Origin of the sequence: Methylobacterium sp. NPDC080182, from assembly GCF_050281105.1 — a bacterium.
In the GTDB taxonomy this organism is placed as follows: Bacteria; Pseudomonadota; Alphaproteobacteria; order Rhizobiales; family Beijerinckiaceae; genus Methylobacterium.
Window position 1 is genome coordinate 229,213 of the sequence record NZ_JBNNWO010000003.1, and the last position, 15,986, is coordinate 245,198.

General features: G+C 71.5%; 16 protein-coding genes and 1 tRNA gene. 5 read left to right on the top strand and 12 right to left on the bottom strand.

The window, feature by feature from the left end; translation table 11 throughout:
• The first annotated feature begins 121 nt into the window (after positions 1-121).
• A complete protein-coding gene (locus ACQKQD_RS07140) occupies positions 122-1,366 on the top strand; it encodes a capsule polysaccharide transporter (protein WP_020092207.1) in 1,245 nt (414 codons plus the stop codon).
• Between the two features lie 261 nt (positions 1,367-1,627).
• Here the strand turns inward: ACQKQD_RS07140 and ACQKQD_RS07145 are convergent, their stop codons facing one another.
• The 3 genes from ACQKQD_RS07145 to ACQKQD_RS07155 form a co-directional block, all read right to left on the bottom strand.
• A complete protein-coding gene (locus ACQKQD_RS07145) occupies positions 1,628-4,351 on the bottom strand; it encodes an ATP-binding protein (protein WP_427507948.1) in 2,724 nt (907 codons plus the stop codon).
• Between the two features lie 80 nt (positions 4,352-4,431).
• Entirely contained in the window at positions 4,432-5,469 is a 1,038-nt protein-coding gene (locus ACQKQD_RS07150; RefSeq protein WP_427507949.1) for an HD-GYP domain-containing protein, read from the bottom strand.
• A 53-nt stretch (positions 5,470-5,522) separates the two neighbouring features.
• Positions 5,523-6,914: a TadE/TadG family type IV pilus assembly protein gene (locus tag ACQKQD_RS07155; RefSeq protein WP_427507950.1), complete on the bottom strand. Its 1,392-nt coding sequence runs from the start codon at positions 6,912-6,914 to the stop codon at positions 5,523-5,525.
• A 428-nt stretch (positions 6,915-7,342) separates the two neighbouring features.
• Between ACQKQD_RS07155 and ACQKQD_RS07160 the strand changes: the two genes are divergently transcribed.
• Positions 7,343-7,954, top strand: a complete 612-nt coding sequence (locus ACQKQD_RS07160) for a TadE/TadG family type IV pilus assembly protein (RefSeq protein ID WP_427507951.1) — start codon at positions 7,343-7,345, stop codon at positions 7,952-7,954.
• Positions 7,948-8,535, top strand: a complete 588-nt coding sequence (locus ACQKQD_RS07165) for a TadE/TadG family type IV pilus assembly protein (RefSeq protein ID WP_427507952.1) — start codon at positions 7,948-7,950, stop codon at positions 8,533-8,535. The genes ACQKQD_RS07160 and ACQKQD_RS07165 overlap by 7 nt, the downstream gene beginning before the upstream one ends.
• Positions 8,536-8,623: 88 nt before the next feature.
• Here the strand turns inward: ACQKQD_RS07165 and ACQKQD_RS07170 are convergent, their stop codons facing one another.
• Positions 8,624-8,845 (bottom strand): hypothetical protein, encoded by a 222-nt coding sequence (locus ACQKQD_RS07170; RefSeq protein WP_020092213.1) that lies wholly within the window; start codon positions 8,843-8,845, stop codon positions 8,624-8,626.
• 455 nt (positions 8,846-9,300) lie between these two features.
• On the opposite strand from ACQKQD_RS07170, the gene ACQKQD_RS07175 reads away from it, so the two are divergent.
• Entirely contained in the window at positions 9,301-9,468 is a 168-nt protein-coding gene (locus ACQKQD_RS07175; RefSeq protein WP_244539848.1) for a hypothetical protein, read from the top strand.
• 60 nt (positions 9,469-9,528) lie between these two features.
• On the opposite strand, the gene ACQKQD_RS07180 is transcribed toward ACQKQD_RS07175, so the two are convergent.
• Positions 9,529-9,924 (bottom strand): energy transducer TonB, encoded by a 396-nt coding sequence (locus ACQKQD_RS07180; RefSeq protein ID WP_427507953.1) that lies wholly within the window; start codon positions 9,922-9,924, stop codon positions 9,529-9,531.
• Positions 9,925-10,011: 87 nt separating this feature from the next.
• The gene (locus ACQKQD_RS07185; protein ID WP_427507954.1) at positions 10,012-10,761 is read right to left on the bottom strand and encodes a sigma-70 family RNA polymerase sigma factor; all 750 of its coding nucleotides are present in this window, start codon (positions 10,759-10,761) and stop codon (positions 10,012-10,014) included.
• Between the two features lie 299 nt (positions 10,762-11,060).
• On the opposite strand from ACQKQD_RS07185, the gene ACQKQD_RS07190 reads away from it, so the two are divergent.
• Positions 11,061-11,306, top strand: coding sequence for a hypothetical protein (locus ACQKQD_RS07190; protein WP_427507955.1), 246 nt, complete (start codon positions 11,061-11,063; stop codon positions 11,304-11,306).
• 37 nt (positions 11,307-11,343) lie between these two features.
• Here the strand turns inward: ACQKQD_RS07190 and ACQKQD_RS07195 are convergent, their stop codons facing one another.
• From ACQKQD_RS07195 to ACQKQD_RS07220, 6 genes are all read right to left on the bottom strand, one after another.
• Complete coding sequence (locus tag ACQKQD_RS07195) at positions 11,344-11,676, bottom strand: metal-sensitive transcriptional regulator (protein WP_244435425.1); 333 nt, start codon at positions 11,674-11,676, stop codon at positions 11,344-11,346.
• A gap of 73 nt (positions 11,677-11,749) precedes the next feature.
• On the bottom strand, positions 11,750-12,607 hold the full coding sequence (locus ACQKQD_RS07200) for a manganese catalase family protein (protein ID WP_020092219.1): 858 nt from the start codon (positions 12,605-12,607) through the stop codon (positions 11,750-11,752).
• A 422-nt stretch (positions 12,608-13,029) separates the two neighbouring features.
• Entirely contained in the window at positions 13,030-13,311 is a 282-nt protein-coding gene (locus ACQKQD_RS07205) for a hypothetical protein (protein ID WP_020092220.1), read from the bottom strand.
• 123 nt (positions 13,312-13,434) lie between these two features.
• Positions 13,435-13,509: transfer RNA gene (locus ACQKQD_RS07210), tRNA-Thr, on the bottom strand.
• 102 nt (positions 13,510-13,611) lie between these two features.
• Positions 13,612-14,046, bottom strand: a complete 435-nt coding sequence (locus tag ACQKQD_RS07215; protein ID WP_091680314.1) for an NUDIX hydrolase — start codon at positions 14,044-14,046, stop codon at positions 13,612-13,614.
• A 226-nt stretch (positions 14,047-14,272) separates the two neighbouring features.
• Positions 14,273-15,937: a heme biosynthesis protein HemY gene (locus tag ACQKQD_RS07220; protein WP_427507956.1), complete on the bottom strand. Its 1,665-nt coding sequence runs from the start codon at positions 15,935-15,937 to the stop codon at positions 14,273-14,275.
• Between the last annotated feature and the right edge of the window lie 49 nt (positions 15,938-15,986).

Consider the following 15,986-nt stretch of genomic DNA (forward strand, 5'->3'; position numbering starts at 1 on the left):
GGAGGGGGCACGGCGCGGCTGACATGCTTTCGCCGCCTGTCCGTGTGATGGGCTGCGCGAGCGGCGTGAAAGCCGCGCGGGTCGACGACGCCCGCGCAAGCCCGAGCTTCGAGAAGCAACGATGGACATGCAGGTCGAGAAAGCCCAGGGCCGGCCTCTGAAAGGCATCGACCGGAACAAGGTGATCGCGCAGTCGCTGCGGCAGTTCGCGCGCCTCCCGGGCCTGCCCGACACCAAGAAGGGCGTGCGCTCGTACCAGAGCCACGTCAAAAGCGACCCCTGGCTGCCGCTCCTGTTCGTCGTCTGCTTCGTCCTGCCGACCCTGGCCGCCGGGATCTACTACGGGCTGATCGCCTCCGACCGCTACGTCACCGAGGCGCGGTTCGCGATCCGGCCGACCATCGGCACCGCCGACAAGGCGACGCCCGACACGGTCGGCACGAATGCCGGTGTGATCAAGGCGACCGTCGCCCAGGAAACGCTCATCGCTCAGGAATACATCCACAGCCGGCCCATGGTCGAAGCGGTCGCGGCGGAACTCCCGATCCGCGCGTGGTTCGGTCGGGACGACATCGACATGTTCTCCCGCTTCAACCCGGAGAAGCCGGTCGAGAAGTTCCTGCGGTACTGGCGCCGCCGGGTCGATGTCGACGTCGAATCGGCGTCCGGCATCATGTCGCTGACCGTCGAGGCCTTCGATCCCGACGAGTCGCTCGCCATCACCAAGGCGGTCATGACGGATACGGAGCGGATGCTGAACGACCTCAGCCTGCCGTCCCGGAAGGACGCCCTCGACGTGAGCACGCGCGTCCTGAAGCTCGCGGAGGAGCGCGAGGCCAAGGCCAACGCCGCCCTGAACGAGCTGCGCAACCGCGAGGGCGTGCTCGACGTCATCAAGTCGAACACCGCCACCATCAAGTCGGTCTCGGAACTGCGGGAGACGCGCACCAAGCTCGCCGTCCAGCTGGCGGTGCTCCAGCGGGACCTCGGCCCGCAATCCCGCAGCATCGTCGACCTGAAGCAGCAGATCGGCGATCTCGACGCGAACATCGCGCGGGTCCAGCAGCAGCTGGCCGGCACCGCGCCGACCGAGAAGCGGCGCCTCTCGGACGCGCTCACGCGGTTCGAGGATCTCGAGCACGAGCGCGAGAATGCCGAGAAGTATCACCGCGACGTGCAGCTGGCCTATGACCGGGCCCGCATCGTGGCCCAGCAGCAGGTCGTGGCCCTGGTGCCGATCGTCGAGCCCATCAAGGCCGGATCCTCGACCGAGCCGCGCCGCATCCTGATGACGAGCATCATCACCGCCGGCGCCGCCGTGCTGTTCGCGGCCGCGATGTTCACCCGCCGCATGCTCATCACCTGATCCCGAGCCAGGTCGGCACGCGGACGCGGTCGGGACGGTCCGCGGCCCGCCGGCAGCGCCGACGAAAAAGCCCGCCGCGGCGAACCGGGCGGGCTGAGGGAGTGCTTGGGAGGAAGCGCAACCGTACGGCGGACCCTGCTGGCATGCCAGATGCCGCATCGCAGGGCAGGTCTGCGAAATCGGGCGGTCTCCCGATGGAATACTTTTCCTGAACGCTTCAATAGGCCGGGCCGACGGCCGCCGGGGTCGCCCGCGACGATCCTAGGCGGCCGCCGCCCGGGACCGCGTCCGCTCCTCGAGGCCGCGGATCGTCGCGGCGAGCAGGCTGTCCAGGGCGTCGCACGCGTCCGCCCGCTCGACGCAGGCCGCGCTCCGCGCGTCCTCCTCGATGACGCGCAGACGCGCCACGAGGACGCGCGCGCCGACATTCGCGCTCATCGACTTGAGGCTGTGCGCGGCCCGGGCGATCGCCGGCTGGTCGGAGGCGGCGAGGGCGGCTCTCAGACCGGCGAGCGCCACCGGACCCTGCGCCCGATACAGGTCGAGGACGCGGTCGAGGAAGGCGCCGTCCCCGAGGCCGAGCAGCCCGTCGATCACCTCGGCGTCTATGAGGTCGTCGGCGGCGTTCGCGACGGCCGGCGCGGCGAGCGGAGCGACCGGGGCCGGCGTCACGGTATGCGCCGCGGCGGCAGCCGGCGCGACGCGGAGCGCCGGGACCTGCGCCTGCAGCAGGTCGGCGAGCTGCCGCAGCGTGAAGGGCTTCAGGAGCGTCCCGTCCATGCCGGCCGCCGCCGCGGCGTCGGCGGCCTCGCCGAGGACGTGCGCCGTGAGGGCGACGATCGGGACGCGCCCGCCGGTGGCCGCCTCGCGCTGCCGGATCCGCCGCGCGGCCGCGAAGCCGTCCAGGACCGGCATGCTGCCGTCCATCAGGATCAGGTCGAAGCGTTGCGTCTCGGCGGCCGCCACCGCCGCGGCCCCGTCCTCGACGGTCACGACATCGGTCACGCCGCAGCGGGCCAGCGCCTCGAGGGCCACCTCGCGGTTGACCGCGCTGTCGTCGGCGACGAGCACCCGCGCGGCCGGGAATCGCGGGAGCGCCTCGTCCGTGCCGGCGGGCGAGGCCGGGGAGGCGGCCGCGGCGAGGGCGTCGCCCGCCGCCAGCGCCGCCAGGACGGGCTGCCACTCCGCCTGGGTCACCGGCCAGCGCAGCACCGCGTCGGCGAGACCGGCGCGGAGCGCCTCGTCGGCCGCGCCGTCGCCCGGTCCCGCGACCGCGAGCACCCGCACGGCCCGGTCCGGCCGGCGGCCCGCCGCCACGAGAGCGGCCGCGTCGCCGATCCAGTGGTCGGCGACGCTCCCCGGCGCGACCGGCGCGAAGGCGGCCGCGCGCAGGCCGGCCGCGAGGGCGGCGCGGGTGGCGGGACCGGCCGTATCGAGCGCGATCGCGGCCGGCACCGCGTCGCGGCGCCGGACCGGGCGGGCCGGCTCGGCGACCGTGACGGGGATGCGCGCCGAGAAGGTCGAGCCGGCGCCGACGCGGCTCGTCACCGCCACGGTGCCGCCCATCGCGGCGACGATCTGCTCGGCGATCGAGAGCCCGAGGCCGGTGCCGCCGAACCGGCGGGTCGTCGACTGGTCGGCCTGCGAGAAGGCCGAGAAGATCGTCGCCAGCTTGTCCTGCGGGATGCCGATCCCGGTGTCGGAGACCGCGACCACGAGGCACCCGTCGGCGGCATCGACCGTCATCCGGACGGCGACGTGGCCGGCCTCGGTAAACTTCAGCGCGTTCGACACGAAGTTGCTCAGCACCTGTCCGAGGCGGACCGGGTCGCCGAGGATCGCCCGCGGCACCTCCGGCCCGACCTCGGCCGCGAGGTCGAGCCCGGCCGTCCGGGCCCGCTCGGCGAAGAGCGTCACCGCGGTGTCGGCGAGTTCGGCGGGGCTCACGGGCACGCGCTCGAGCTCGAGCTTGCCCGCCTCGACCTTCGCGAAGTCGAGGATGTCGTTGATGATCGCCAGGAGCGACCGGCCGGACCGGGCGATGACCTCGGCGTAGCGGCGCTGGCGCGCCGGTAGGTCGGACCCCGCCAGCAGCTCGGCCATGACCAGGACGCCGTTCATCGGGGTCCGGATCTCGTGGCTCATCGTGGCCAGGAAGGCCGACTTGGCGGCGTTGGCGGCGTCGGCGGCCTGCTTGGCCTCGCTCAGGTCGGCCGTCCGGGCGCTGACCTCCGCCTCGAGGTGGGCGCTGTGGGCGGCGAGGCGGTGATCGCGCTCGTTCACCGCTGAGAGCAGGTCGTTGAAGGTCCGCGCCAGCGCGCCGACCTCGTCGTCGCCGCCCACGGGCGCGCGCTGCGCGTAGTCGTGGCGCAGGCGGACCGCCTCCATGGTGCGGGCGAGGGCGGCGAGCGGGCGCGTGACGCTGCGCTGCAGGTAGAGCGACACGCCGACGCCGATCGCGACGGCGAGCAGCGCCGCCAGCGCGGCGTTCTGCGCGGCGGCCCAGAGATGGCCGAGGATGTCGTCGGTCTCGCCGATCAGCACGACCCGACCGACCGGGACCCCGTTCTCCACGATCGGCGCGGTCGCCTGGAGGCTCCGGGTGGCGAGCAGGTGCAGGAGCGACAGGTCCGCGCCGTCCTGGGCGGCGTCCCGGGTCAGGCGCAGGCCGATCCCCTGCTCGGCGAGCACGGACCCGTCCGGACGCTCGATCGCCCCGTAGACGATGGACGGCACCTTGCCGATCGCCCGCAGCGACGCGTCCGCCCCGTCGGCGTCGCCCGCCGCGGTGGCCCGGGCGCCGCCATGCGCGAAGACCTGCGCGACGGCTTCCAGCGCCGCCTGCTTGTCGGCGGCGTAGCGGGCGACCTCGCGCCAGACCGACAGGGCCGCCGCCAGGACGAGCGCCGCCGTGACGGCGCCGGTCACCGCCAGAGCCAGCCGGCCCGCCAGGGAGCGCCTCGGCCTCAGCCACGCGAGATGCACGCTCGGCTCCTTCAGGTGGCCCGGTCGGGCCCGATCGCGGGGGGGGGAGGGGCGGTAGGGCGACGGTACCGGGGAGCGGATCAGGCGGCGGCGCGCAGGCAGGTCCGCGCCACCGCGTCCCAGCCCGCGAGGAACGCCTCGACGCAGCGCGGGTCGAAGTGGCGGCCGGCTTGGTCCGCCACGAAGGCCCGCGCCCGCTCGAGCGTCCAGGCCGCCTTGTAGGGCCGCTCGGTCACCAGGGCGTCGAACACGTCCGCCACAGCCACGATGCGGCCCGAGAGCGGGATCCCCTCGCCGCGCAGGCCCTTCGGGTAGCCGGTGCCGTCCCAGCGCTCGTGGTGGCTCTCGGCGATCTCGGCGGCGAGCCGCACGACGTCGGAGGTGCTGCCCTCCAGGATCCGCCGGCCGCGCTCGGCGTGCTTCTCCATCTCGGCGCGCTCCTCGGCGGAGAGCGGTCCGGGCTTGAGCAGGATCGCGTCGGGCACGCCGATCTTGCCGACGTCGTGCATCGTGGAGGCGAGCTTCAGGATCCGGATCTCCTCCGGGCCGAAGCCGAGGTTCCGGGCGATGACGCCCACGTAGCCGGCCACCCGGGCGATGTGGTCGCCGGTATCGGTGTCGCGGTGCTCGGCGGCCCGCATCAGCAGGGCGATGATCTCGCGCTCCCGCGCCTCGATGACGGCGACCGCCGCCGCGACCTCGCGGGCGAGCCACGCGGCCCGGTCCTGCTCCTGCCGGTGGGCCGCGCTGATCTTCATCAGGTTGGTGATGCGGGCCTGGATCTCCACGGGATCGCAGGGCTTGCCGAGGAAGTCGGTCGCGCCCGCGCGCAGGGCCTCGTGGCGCAGGCTGCGCTGGTCGAGGCTCGTCACCATCACGATCGGCACGTGCGCGAAGCCCGGGACCGCACGCGCCGCCGCGATCACTTCGAGGCCCGTCAGGCCGGGCATGTCGTAGTCGGTGACGACGACCCCGATCCGGTCGACCTGCGCCCGCAGGAAGTCGAGCGCCGTCACGGGGCACGTGAAAGCGACCGGCTCGCAGTCGGCTACCGGCTTGAGCGCCTGCATGATCAGCAGGTTGTTCATCTCGGAATCGTCGAGGATCAGCGCGAGCACCGTGTCACTCCCAGGCGACGAGTAGTCGACGCAGGATCCGCATCGCGTCCTCCCTACTGGGACAGCAGCAGCTTGCCCGAGAGGGGTCCGACCCCCTTCGGCACCGGCACGCTGGTCCCGTCGTAATTCGCGTTCAGATAGAGGTTCGGGCCCTGGTACAGGTTGACCTGCTGGGCCACGATCACCGTGTAGGCCGACTGGTCGGCGACGGGCTTGTCGGCGTCGATCACCACGCGGCCGGCCGGCAGGTAGAGCGTCCCCAGCATGGTTCGCGCGTTGTCGCTGATGATGCGGTAGGTCCGCATGGCCTTGGTCGCGGCCAGCGGCGGCGGGGTCGGCGGCGGTGGCGGCGGCGCAGGCAGCAGCGGCGTGACGGTCTGGTCCACCAGGCCGGCGAGGATCGCCGCGGGGTCGACGGGATCGCTGACCGAGCGCTCTTCCATCATCAGCAGGCCGGCCATGGGGCCGGTGGTCGGCGCCGACAGGCTGACCGTGGTCTTCTTGTCGAAGAGCAGACCGCCCTTGTTGCCGGTGAAGTAGAAGGCGACGTCGGTTCCCGTCATGGCGGCATTCTTGTCGACGATGAGCGGGCCGTCCTTCATCACGTAGATGCCGGCGCGCAGCGTCACGGAGGCGTTCTTGGTGATGTACAGGCCGCCGCAATAGGTGCCCGGATCGAGGGTGACGCTCTGGTCGACGATGTTGCCGGAGGTGTCGCGCTTGCTGTTCGCTGAGGACGGGATCGCCGTGCACGCGCCGACCGGCGGCGCCGCCCGGTCCCTCAGGGGGTCCTGGATCGGCGGGCAGCCCGTCTGCGGCGGCGGCGCGAAATTCGCGCGGGCGCCGTCGAAGCCGCCCGCCGTGCAGATCGTCTGCGCCCGGGCATAGGCGCTGTCCTTGCCGACCATGCCGCGCGGGCTCTGCGAGTTGCTGTAGAGCGAGCAATCCTGGGCGGTCACCTCGGCGCTCTTCTCCAGCTCGAACGCGCCGGCGGCGAGCGGGTCCAGCGTCAGCAGGCACAGGCGCATCTTGCCGACGACGCGGACCGTCGAGCGGACCGAGACCTTGACGGTGGGCACTCCGACGAAGCCGCCGAAGGCGAGCTTGACGGTCTCGTCGACCGTCGTGGCGACGCTGGTCTTGTCGTCCGCCACGTCGACCCGGAGGGCGTAGGGGCTCTCGGGCCGCGGCGCCGCCTGGGCGTGGACCGTGTCGACCACGATGCTCTTGGCCGCCGCCGAGGTCGAGACGGCGAGCTTGAGGTAGTTGCCGGCCGCGAGGACTCCGGCATCGGCCGCGTTCTGGAGCTGGCTGCGCCGCGAGGCGAGGCGGGCGTAATCGATGCCGCCCCCGGTCAGGCCGAGCAGCACCACGGCGCTCAGGCCGAAAGTCAGGGCGACCGAGCCGGACCGGTCGGTCAGGGCCCGCGGGCCGGCGCGGAGCACTCTCCAGAACAGGGAAATGGACGCGTCTCCCAGGGCGGGACCGGATCGGCGGCTGCGGCGGCACCGGCCACCGAACCGTTGGCCTAAGGCACAGCTCCTAAAAATCCGTGGCGTCCGAGCACCGCGAAGCTATCGCCACGCGATAGAGCCGCCTTTAGCTGTGAACAACTTCTATATGCGGCCGCACAATGCCCGGCACCGTCTCGACGACTGATCGCCTCACTGGCCGGCCGCCGAATGAACACAACAGCACACAACCTCAGGGTGAATTCGCGTCCTCATCACATGTCGCGGCCGCAAAATCTTGCTGAACCCGCAATTTCTACCCAGATTTGAACCGTTTTTAAACGGCCTCATCATAGGGTTATTTTCGTCCGCGCCTCTACGGCCGGACGGCCGCAGGCACGAACCTGCAGAGTTCGTTTGGCATGATGGGCATCTTTCGGCGCGTCGCGACCGTCCGCCGTCCGGGCGGGACCGAGGGCCGCGCCGGCCCGGCCGGACGCGTCCGACGGTTTGCCGGCCACCGGACCGGCGCCTCCGCGGTGGAGTTCGCGCTCCTGGCCGCGCCGTTCCTGGCCCTCCTGGGCGTCGTGGCGGAATCCGGCGTCATCGCGATCGAGCAGCAGACGCTGGACATCGCGGTCGACCGGAGTGTCCGGCAGCTGCGAACCGGCACCTTCCAGGACGGCTCCGACGGCGGCGATCCGAGTGAGCGCCTCCGCAAGATCGTCTGCACCGGCCCCTCGGCGCTGTTCCCATGCGCCGACCTGCGCCTCGACGTCTCCCGGACGCCCTCGTTCTCGACCTCGCAGCCGGCGGAGCCGTTCGACAAGACCACGAAGACCTGGACGCCGGGCTTCGGCCAGCGGTTCGAGTGCCCGCAGGGCGGCGACACCGTCACGGTCCGGGTCGCCGTGCCGGTGATGCGGCTGTTCCAGATGCTGGATTTCACCGGCCGGATCATGGCCGACAAGACTCAGCTGCTGGTCACGACCGAGATCTTCCGGGCCGAGGATTACGAGCCCAAGCCGTGCTGAGCGGTCGCCTGCGCGCCCGCCTGATCCGCCTGATCGGTGACCGGGAGGGCGTGAGCGCGATCGAGTTCAGCGTGATCGCCCCGATCCTGCTGCTGATCCTGATGGGGTCGATCGAGCTGCCCCGCGCCTACATGATCGGGAAGCGGCTCGACAACGCGGCGGCCACGATGGCGGACCTGATCTCGCGCGGCAGCTACGCCGACCTCAAGCCGGTCTTCGCCGCGACGAGCGCGATCTCCAACCCCTACGACGTGAGCCGGGCGAGCATCGTGCTCACGGCGGCGGGCACCTACAGCGACGGCAGCTCGGCGGCGACCAAGGTCTGCTCGAGCGCCGAGTCCAACGGACAGGCCCGCACGGCGGGCTCCTCGCTCGGCGCACCGCCCGCCGGGTTGACCCGGAACGGCGACCGCTTCGTCGTGTCGGAAGTCACGATGACCTACCACCCGATCTTCCCGGTCCTCTCGAACCTGACGCGGTGGACCTTCCGGTACAAGAAGATCTGGCCGGTGCGCGGCGGCGAGATCTACAACGGGCAGAGCGAGGTGGTTCTGCCGGGGGGAAAACCCTGCCCGGCCTGACGGGTAGGCTGACGCTTCGTACCGGGCCGGCGCTGCGGCCGGCGCCACCGGATGACCCGGTGACGCCGGATCGCGGACACGCCCCGCCTCAGCGGGCCGGGACCGCGGTGGCGACGACCCGGCGCGAGGCCGGGCTCGCCGGGACGAGACGCGGCGTCGTGGCCAGCTCGGAGGCCGGCCGCACGGCGGCCGTGGGACGGGCCTGCTCGCGATAGAGCGGCGGGGTCAGCGCGATGCTCTCGTCGGCGCGGGCGGCCCCGATCATCGGAACGGCAGCGAGGGCGGCGAGAACGATGGTGCGAACGGTCATGATCTGAAATCCTCTCGTTGTCCGGGGCGTCCCCGGCTTCGAGGGGATATCTACGCTGCAGAGCAACATGATCCAAAAAGATGCAATCGATTTCTATTATCGATCTTGTCAATGATGGATCGCCGGTGAAACTGCCGGTCGGCGCCGCCGTCTTCCTGGCTCGCATTCTGCATCCCCGGCCCGCCGAGCGGCCGGCGCGGAGTGGAGACGTTGCTGGACTCGGACCGTGACCAGGTCGTCCTATGACGGACGGCCACAGCGGACCGGCCGAGTTAATGCAAAATTAAAACTCCCCCCCGAATGTCGGGCGCGCGGTCGAAAATCTTCGAAATACCAGAGGTTTAGCGCGTAAAATTTTATCTGTTCGCGCGGAAGGAGACGGCCCGTTGCTGGTTGCGGCCCTGCTTTTCGCGGTGGGCATATGGGAGGGCTGGCGGTATCGGGCATCGGTTCTGATGGCCAGCTCGATGCTGGTCACCCTCGGGTGGCTGGCCCTCTCGATCTTCGTCTGGGCCCAGTTCGACGCCGAGAAGGTGCTGCTGCTCTTCGCCTACCTCACCGCTCTCCAGGCCGGCTATCTCGTCGGGGCCTATATCGGCGCCGATACCGGCCCGAGCCGCTGACCGGTCCGGCGGCGCCGCCGGGATTGGGGTCCGGCCGGCAGACGCATACTCGGCGCGGGCTCAGTGGCCGAGCGCGACCGGGATGCTGAGATCGACGATCCCGTCCACACCCAGGAGTGCGGCGGGCGGCGCGGGCGCCGGACTGATCCCCTGCACGGCGCGGAGCGCCCGTTGATCGAGCTTCGCCGAGCCCGAGCTCTCCTCGATCTCCGCGCCCTGAACCGCACCGTCCGCGGCGATCTGCACGTGGACGACCACGGTTCCGCGGCCACGGCCCGGTCCCGGCCGCGTCCCGGCGCGGTCCACGGCATCGATCCGCGTGACGAGGTCGGAGAGCCAGGCCCGCGCTGCGGGTCCCGGTGCGGTCCGCGCCGCCACCGCCGCCGACGAAAGGGCGAGGCCGAACACGACGGCAGCGGCGATCACGGCGCGCGGCAGCATGGGGAGCGGCGACATGGGGAACGGCGGCTCCTCGAGCCCGGGATCGGGGATCTACCCTACGCGCAGAGGCGGGTCCCTAGCGACCCCGTCCGCCGGTCGCCGTCACGAGACAGCGGTGGATTTCCGGCCCTTCGGTCCCGCGGCGGCCAGCATGATGTCGTCGCTGCCGACCTCGAGGCCGGTGTAGCCCAGCATCTCGGCGAGCTGCGTCCGAGCCCGCCAGACCCGGCTCTTCACCGTGCCGATGCGGCACTGCATGACGGCGGCGGTCTCCTCGTAGGTGAGGTTCTCGATCGCCACGAGCACCAGCGCCTGCCGCATCGGCGGCGCCAGGCGGTCGAGGGCGGCCTGGACGTCGCTCAGGTCGAGATGGCCACCCTGCTCGGGCAGCGAGACCATCCGCTCCGCCTGCGCGCCGTCCTCGTCCTGCACCTCGCGCCCACGCTTGCGGTGCTCGTTGTAGAACTGGTTGCGCATGATGGTGAACAGCCACGCTTCCAGGTTCGTGCCCGGCGCGAAGCTCGCGCGCGAGCGCCAGGCCCGGAGGAGCGTGTTCTGCAGGAGGTCGTCGGCACCGACATGGCTGCGCAGGAGTGAGCGGGCGAAGCGCTGCAGGTTCGGCACCAGGGCGAGGAGCGAGGCCTGGAACGCCTTCTCGCGCCCGTCCTGCACCCGGCCGAAGGCGCCGTCGAGCAGCCTCAGCAGTTCGGCGAAGCGATCCGCGATGGTCGGCTCGACGTTGTCCTGCGCGTAGGTCGCCGCGAGCAGATGGCCGAGGTGATACTGCACGCTGTCGGGGAGCCGGGGGCCCTGCGCGTCGATTGTATCAGCGTCGAGCGAGAGTTCGAGCATGATAGCCGATCACCTGAAGGGTACGAAAAATCGCGTGGCGCCATTAATCGCTGAATACGCCGCATCCGCCGCAACATAGATCAGCGGATGGGCACATCTTCGGATCAATATATGCTGGCATCCGCGACAATCGCGACAGAGATGTCGACGGAAAGAGGGAGTTCGATGAGGTCATACGCACCGGAAAACTGTTCGCCGCACGGCCGTATCTGCGGCAGCGCACGCGAAGATCTCGCTGCTGCGAATGCCCGCCCCGAGCGGGGCGGCCGCAGGACGCTCTCGACCGCGGGATCGTGCCCATGACCCGGCTCTCGGATCTCGAGGACGATCCCGCCTTCCAGGAGGCCGTCCTCGCCGTTCGGGGCGCGGCCAGCACCCTGAGCGGCCGGGCCGTGACCGTCGAGGAGGCCCGGTTCCTCGTCGGCATCGCCCTGACGACCTTCGCGCATGCCGGCGGTCTCGAGGAGCCCAGCCGCAGCCGGCTGGCCCGTTTCTCGGCGCGCATCGGGCTAGGCACCGTCGTCGAGACGCTGACCAAGCACTGAGCGTGGGCGCCGGGGGGTGCGGGCCGGCCGCCCACGCCTATCCGGCCTCCGCCATGGCCGCCCGCAGAACCCGGAGGAGGTCCGCCATCACCGCCTCCCGGTCCGGATCGCGCGCCGCGAGGCGGAGCCCCGCGGCGACGTGCTGGTCGATGATCAGGAGGCCGACCTCGCGCAATGCCGCGGTGGCGGCCCGGATCTGCTGGATCTCGTCGAGGCAGTGCCTGTCGGCCTCGACCATCGCCCGCAATCCTCGAACCTGACCCTCGATCCGCGCCAGTCGCCGGACCAGCGGGGCGCGCTCCGCGTCGGTCCGGGCGAGGCAGACACGACCGTCAACGAGCGTGCCGCGTGTCACCGTCCTGCGAGCCACCTGTTCCCGTCCGCGCGCGGGTCGCGGCGCGCCGGAGCGCCGCGACCTCGGGTGAGCCGTCCCGGCCGGCGGATCAGCCGATCTGCTGGCTCTCGGCACCGCTGTCGGGCCGCGCCGGGCCGAGCACCGGCTCCTCGCCCATCGGCTGGTTCTGGACGACGCTGAACTCGCCCTTGCCGTCGAGCGACGGGCCCTGGGTCCAGCGCCCGGCCGGCGGCGGCGAACCGTCCGCCGACGTGGAGAAGAAGTTGTAGTTGAACTTCTGGTTCTCCTTCTCCTGCGGGAAGGAGTTCGGGATCGGCAGCGTTCCGGCGTGGCCGCCGAGTTCCTCGATCACCGCCAGCCATTGCTGCTGGTGCATCGTGTCCCGGGCGATGAGGAAGCTCCACATGTCGCGCATGCCCGCATCGTTGGTGGCGTTGTAGAGCCGCACCGCCAGGACGCGCCCGGTGCTCTCGGCGGCGACGTTGCAGTACATGTCGGCCGCGATGTTGCCGCTGGCGTAGATGTGGCTCATGTCGAAAGACTGGCCGTCCGAATTACCCGGGAAGGCGGCCATGCCGGTCGACAGCAGCGTCTTGTGCAGCATGCCCTCGGCGATGTGGCGCGGGTTCTCGCCGCCCATCACGGCACCGACGATCGCGTCGGCCGCCCCGGCCTCCTGGACCTTGGTAGGGGCGTTCTCGAGGTTCAGCGCCACCGCAGTCGCGAGCATCTCGATATGGCCGATCTCCTCGGTGGCCGTATTGAGCAGCATGTCGCGGTACTTGGTCGTCGGGGCGCGGTTCCCCCAGGCCTGGAAGAAGTACTGGAAGGCGACCCGGATCTCGCCCTCGATGCCGCCAATCGCCTGCTGAAGCATGCGGGCGTAGATCGGGTCGGGGCTGTCCACCTTGACCGGGTACTGAAGCCGCTTGTCGTGATAGTACATGATGTCTGTCCCTCGCGAGAGGCACGGCGTGCTCAAGCCCACCGCACGATCGGCCGTCGGCCCGGTACTCCGTGGGAGCATCGCGCCTCGCACCCTGTCCAACCCCGCCTCGGGACCACGGTTCGATCTTTCGCGAATTTTATAACGATCAATATTTGACCGAACGCATTTTCCCGCGCCGCCCCAGGGTATTGTCGTGAAAATCCACGATCAGGGCCGCGCTTATCCTGCCAGAATTTCACAATGTAAGTTAAGGACGCCTCACCCATGTTAAGGGGGCGCCGCGAATGACCGGATCAGCGGCCCCTTTCTCTGCCCGCGATGCGCCGCGTGAGGGCGCTCGGTGGTCGGACAGGGGACGGTTCTCTCGGGATCGCCGGGCGCGCGCGGCGCGGCCGCGGAACGCGCCGCTCTACGGGCGCCTACAGGAGCCCTGTGCGCCGGGCGAGCATGATCCCGAAGGCGAGGCAGGCGGCGAGGCTGACGGCCAGCATGGCGACGTTGGTCCAGAACCGGACCGGTCGGCTGGACCCGTCGATCCCGCTCGCCCGCAGCCGCACCCACGGCACGTAGAGGTAGAGGGCGATCAGCGTCAGGATCAGGAACGCGAAGGTGGCGACCCGCCCGGTGATCAGGGCCGCGCCGGCCAGGACCGCCCATCCGATGACGAGGCCCAGCATGGTGAACAGGGCTGTCGAGTTCACGTCCGCGCGTCCCCTTCAGCGGATGGTGTCGGCCGGGCAGCCGACGCGATCCTCAGTCTGCGACGGGTTCCGCTAGGGAACCGTTAGCATCGTCCGAACTGATTGCGAGATCGGGAAGGTTTCTGGTGCTGCGAGAGAGGATTGAACTCTCGACCTCTTCATTACCAATGAAGTGCTCTACCACTGAGCTACCGCAGCAGGTGACCGGGGCGCTCCCGCGAGGGCGTCTCCGTCCGGCCGAGTGGGGCCATAACGGATCGCCGCCGGGTTGGCAACGCCGTGTTGCGCTTCCGCGCCGTTTTAGGTGCGCGATGCCGCCCGGATCAGGGCGGCAAGCCCGGGCTCGGACACGGCCTCGGCGGCGTCCGACGGGGTGAACCATCGGAGTTCCCGCTGGCGCGCCTCCGGGAAATGCTTGAGCTGCTTGCGCACCTCCAGCGGAAACACCTTCACCTGGCACAGGACGGTGTCGAGGTTCCTCAGACGCTTCTGGTAGAGGTACAGCCCGATCGGCCGCTTGCCGACCGCACCGCGCAGGCCGGCCTCCTCGTAGGCCTCCCGCGCGGCCGCCTCGAACGGCTTGCGACCCTTCATCGGCCATCCCTTGGGGATGACCCAGCGGCGGCTCTCCCGGGAGGTCACCAGCAGGATCTTGGTCTTGCCGTCCCGCCCGTGCCAGAACGGCAGGGCCCCGACCTGCCGGCGCGGCTCGCCGTCCTCCTCGAGGACGGTCACGGGCGCACCCGGCGACGCGGGACGCCCCTCCGATCCGACCGGATCGACGGCGCGCGCGGGCTGTGAGCGGGCTGGGGGATGATCGGATCCTCGGTCGGCAGCTCACGACAAGCTACACGGCGCGCCGGCTCATTCAACTTGCAATAGTCGAACGCCCCGGCGTGTCCGTGACCCCGCGGCGCTCCTGTCATCTCGCGCTCGGACGGCCGGCGCGCCGTGAAACCGGTCACCCGATCCGACGAACCGGCCGCTCACCCGAGCCGGAAGGCGGCAGCGCCGCGGACGCCATCCCGGCCGAGACCGGGTCGGCACCGGCCGCCTTCGAGGCGCTCGCCTTCGCCGGAAGGACGGTCGGGATTGGGCCGGTGGAGGTCGACGCCGCGGACGCGACCGAGGCCGAGGACGCGGCCTGGGCCGACGCGGAGGTCGACGCGGGTGTCGGCGACGGGACCGGAGCAGTCGCGGCGGCGGGGGGCACGGTCGGAGGCGACACGGGGATCGATGAGGCGAGCGGTCTGGCGCCCGGCGCCGCGGCGTTCGGGGCCGCCGGCACGAGGGCCGTGCCGGCGGCATCCGCCTCCGGCTCCACCGCGGGCGCGGCACCGAGCGTGTTCGGGGGCTCGCGCCACGCGAAGGCGTCGAGGCGCCCGGTCACCGGCGAGACCGGCGCCCAGGTATCGGTGGCGATGCCGTCGGCGATCCACACGCGGTCGCGCGGGGCGCGGGCGGCCCGGGCCAGCCACTCGCGGGCCTGACCGGAGGCGGCCCCGTGCTCGGCCTCCTCGATGGCCGCCATCATCAGGCAGGCCCGGGCGGTCGGACGGTCGGAGAGCAGGGGCTTCACGGCCTCGCGGGCCCGCTTGTAGTCCCGCGCGTCGAGGGCGGCCTGGCCCAGGGCGAGGCGGGATTCGGGGTCCCAGACCGACAGCTTCGCCAGGACTTCGGCGCGGGCGAGGCGGTCGCGGACCGAATCGCCGGGACGCAGGCCCAGATAGACCTTCGCGAGGTCGGGATGGGGATTGGCCTTCCAGGCCGCCTCGACGATCCGGGCGGCCTTCTTGACGTCGCCGCGACGGGCGAGGAGGCGGCCGGCGATGCAGGCCGCCGGCACGAGGTCGGGGGCGAGCTTGACCGCCTGCAGGGCCCGCTCCGTGGCGATCTCCGGCTCGCCGGCCTCGCGCTCGCCAGCGATGGCGGTGAGGAGCACCGCCCGCTGGCGTCGGGCCGCGGCCTTGTCGATCAGTCCGAGGGACGAGCGGCGCTCGATCGTCTCCAGGGCGGCCGCCCAGTCGCCGTCGGCGCTCTGCGCCTCCAGAAGGGCCTCGTTGGCCCAGGTCACGCTCGGGGCGAGGCGGGCGGCCTCGGTGGCGTAGGCGCGGGCGGCCGTCTCGTCCTCGCGGCGCCGGGCCTCGACGAACAGGCCGCGCAGGCCCAGGACCCGGGTCTCGGGATCGTCGACCATGCGCTGGAAGGCGCTCTCGGCCGCGTCCCGGTCGCCGGAGATCTGCGCCGCCTGCGCCTTCAGCAGCAGGGTCAGCGGCTCGGTTCCGAGGAGCCGCTCGGCGTCGCCCGCGAAGCGGCGGGCCGCCAGGGGATCGCCCGAGCCCACCGCCACCATGCCGCGGGAGAGGGCCGAGAGGCCCTTGGCCCGGCGCCGCTCGGCCGAGCCGCGGACCAGGGCCTCGGGCAGGCCGATGACACCGCGCACGATCGCCCAGAGGACGCCCAGGACGATCGCCGCCGCGATCACGCCGACGAGGGCGACCGCGAGGCTGGTGCCGATCTGGTAGCCGTTCCAGACGACGGTGACGGTGCCGGGCCTGTCGGCGATCCAGACCGCCCCGAAGGCGGCGAGTGCGAGCAGGGCCAGGAAGGCGAGGGCGCGCCACATGGGGTCAGTATCTCCTGTCGGCGGCCGGCTGGCGGCCGTCGCGGGGTGC

Excerpts from the sequence above, each read along its gene's own strand:
- ACQKQD_RS07140 (WP_020092207.1), top strand. The coding sequence starts at position 122 with ATGGACATGCAGGTCGAGAAAGCCCAGGGCCGGCCTCTGAAAGGCATC.
- ACQKQD_RS07160 (WP_427507951.1), top strand. The coding sequence starts at position 7,343 with ATGATGGGCATCTTTCGGCGCGTCGCGACCGTCCGCCGTCCGGGCGGG.
- ACQKQD_RS07170 (WP_020092213.1), bottom strand. The coding sequence starts at position 8,845 with ATGACCGTTCGCACCATCGTTCTCGCCGCCCTCGCTGCCGTTCCGATG.
- ACQKQD_RS07175 (WP_244539848.1), top strand. The coding sequence starts at position 9,301 with ATGGCCAGCTCGATGCTGGTCACCCTCGGGTGGCTGGCCCTCTCGATC.
- ACQKQD_RS07180 (WP_427507953.1), bottom strand. The coding sequence starts at position 9,924 with ATGTCGCCGCTCCCCATGCTGCCGCGCGCCGTGATCGCCGCTGCCGTC.
- ACQKQD_RS07185 (WP_427507954.1), bottom strand. The coding sequence starts at position 10,761 with ATGCTCGAACTCTCGCTCGACGCTGATACAATCGACGCGCAGGGCCCC.
- ACQKQD_RS07190 (WP_427507955.1), top strand. The coding sequence starts at position 11,061 with ATGACCCGGCTCTCGGATCTCGAGGACGATCCCGCCTTCCAGGAGGCC.
- ACQKQD_RS07200 (WP_020092219.1), bottom strand. The coding sequence starts at position 12,607 with ATGTACTATCACGACAAGCGGCTTCAGTACCCGGTCAAGGTGGACAGC.
- ACQKQD_RS07220 (WP_427507956.1), bottom strand. The coding sequence starts at position 15,937 with ATGTGGCGCGCCCTCGCCTTCCTGGCCCTGCTCGCACTCGCCGCCTTC.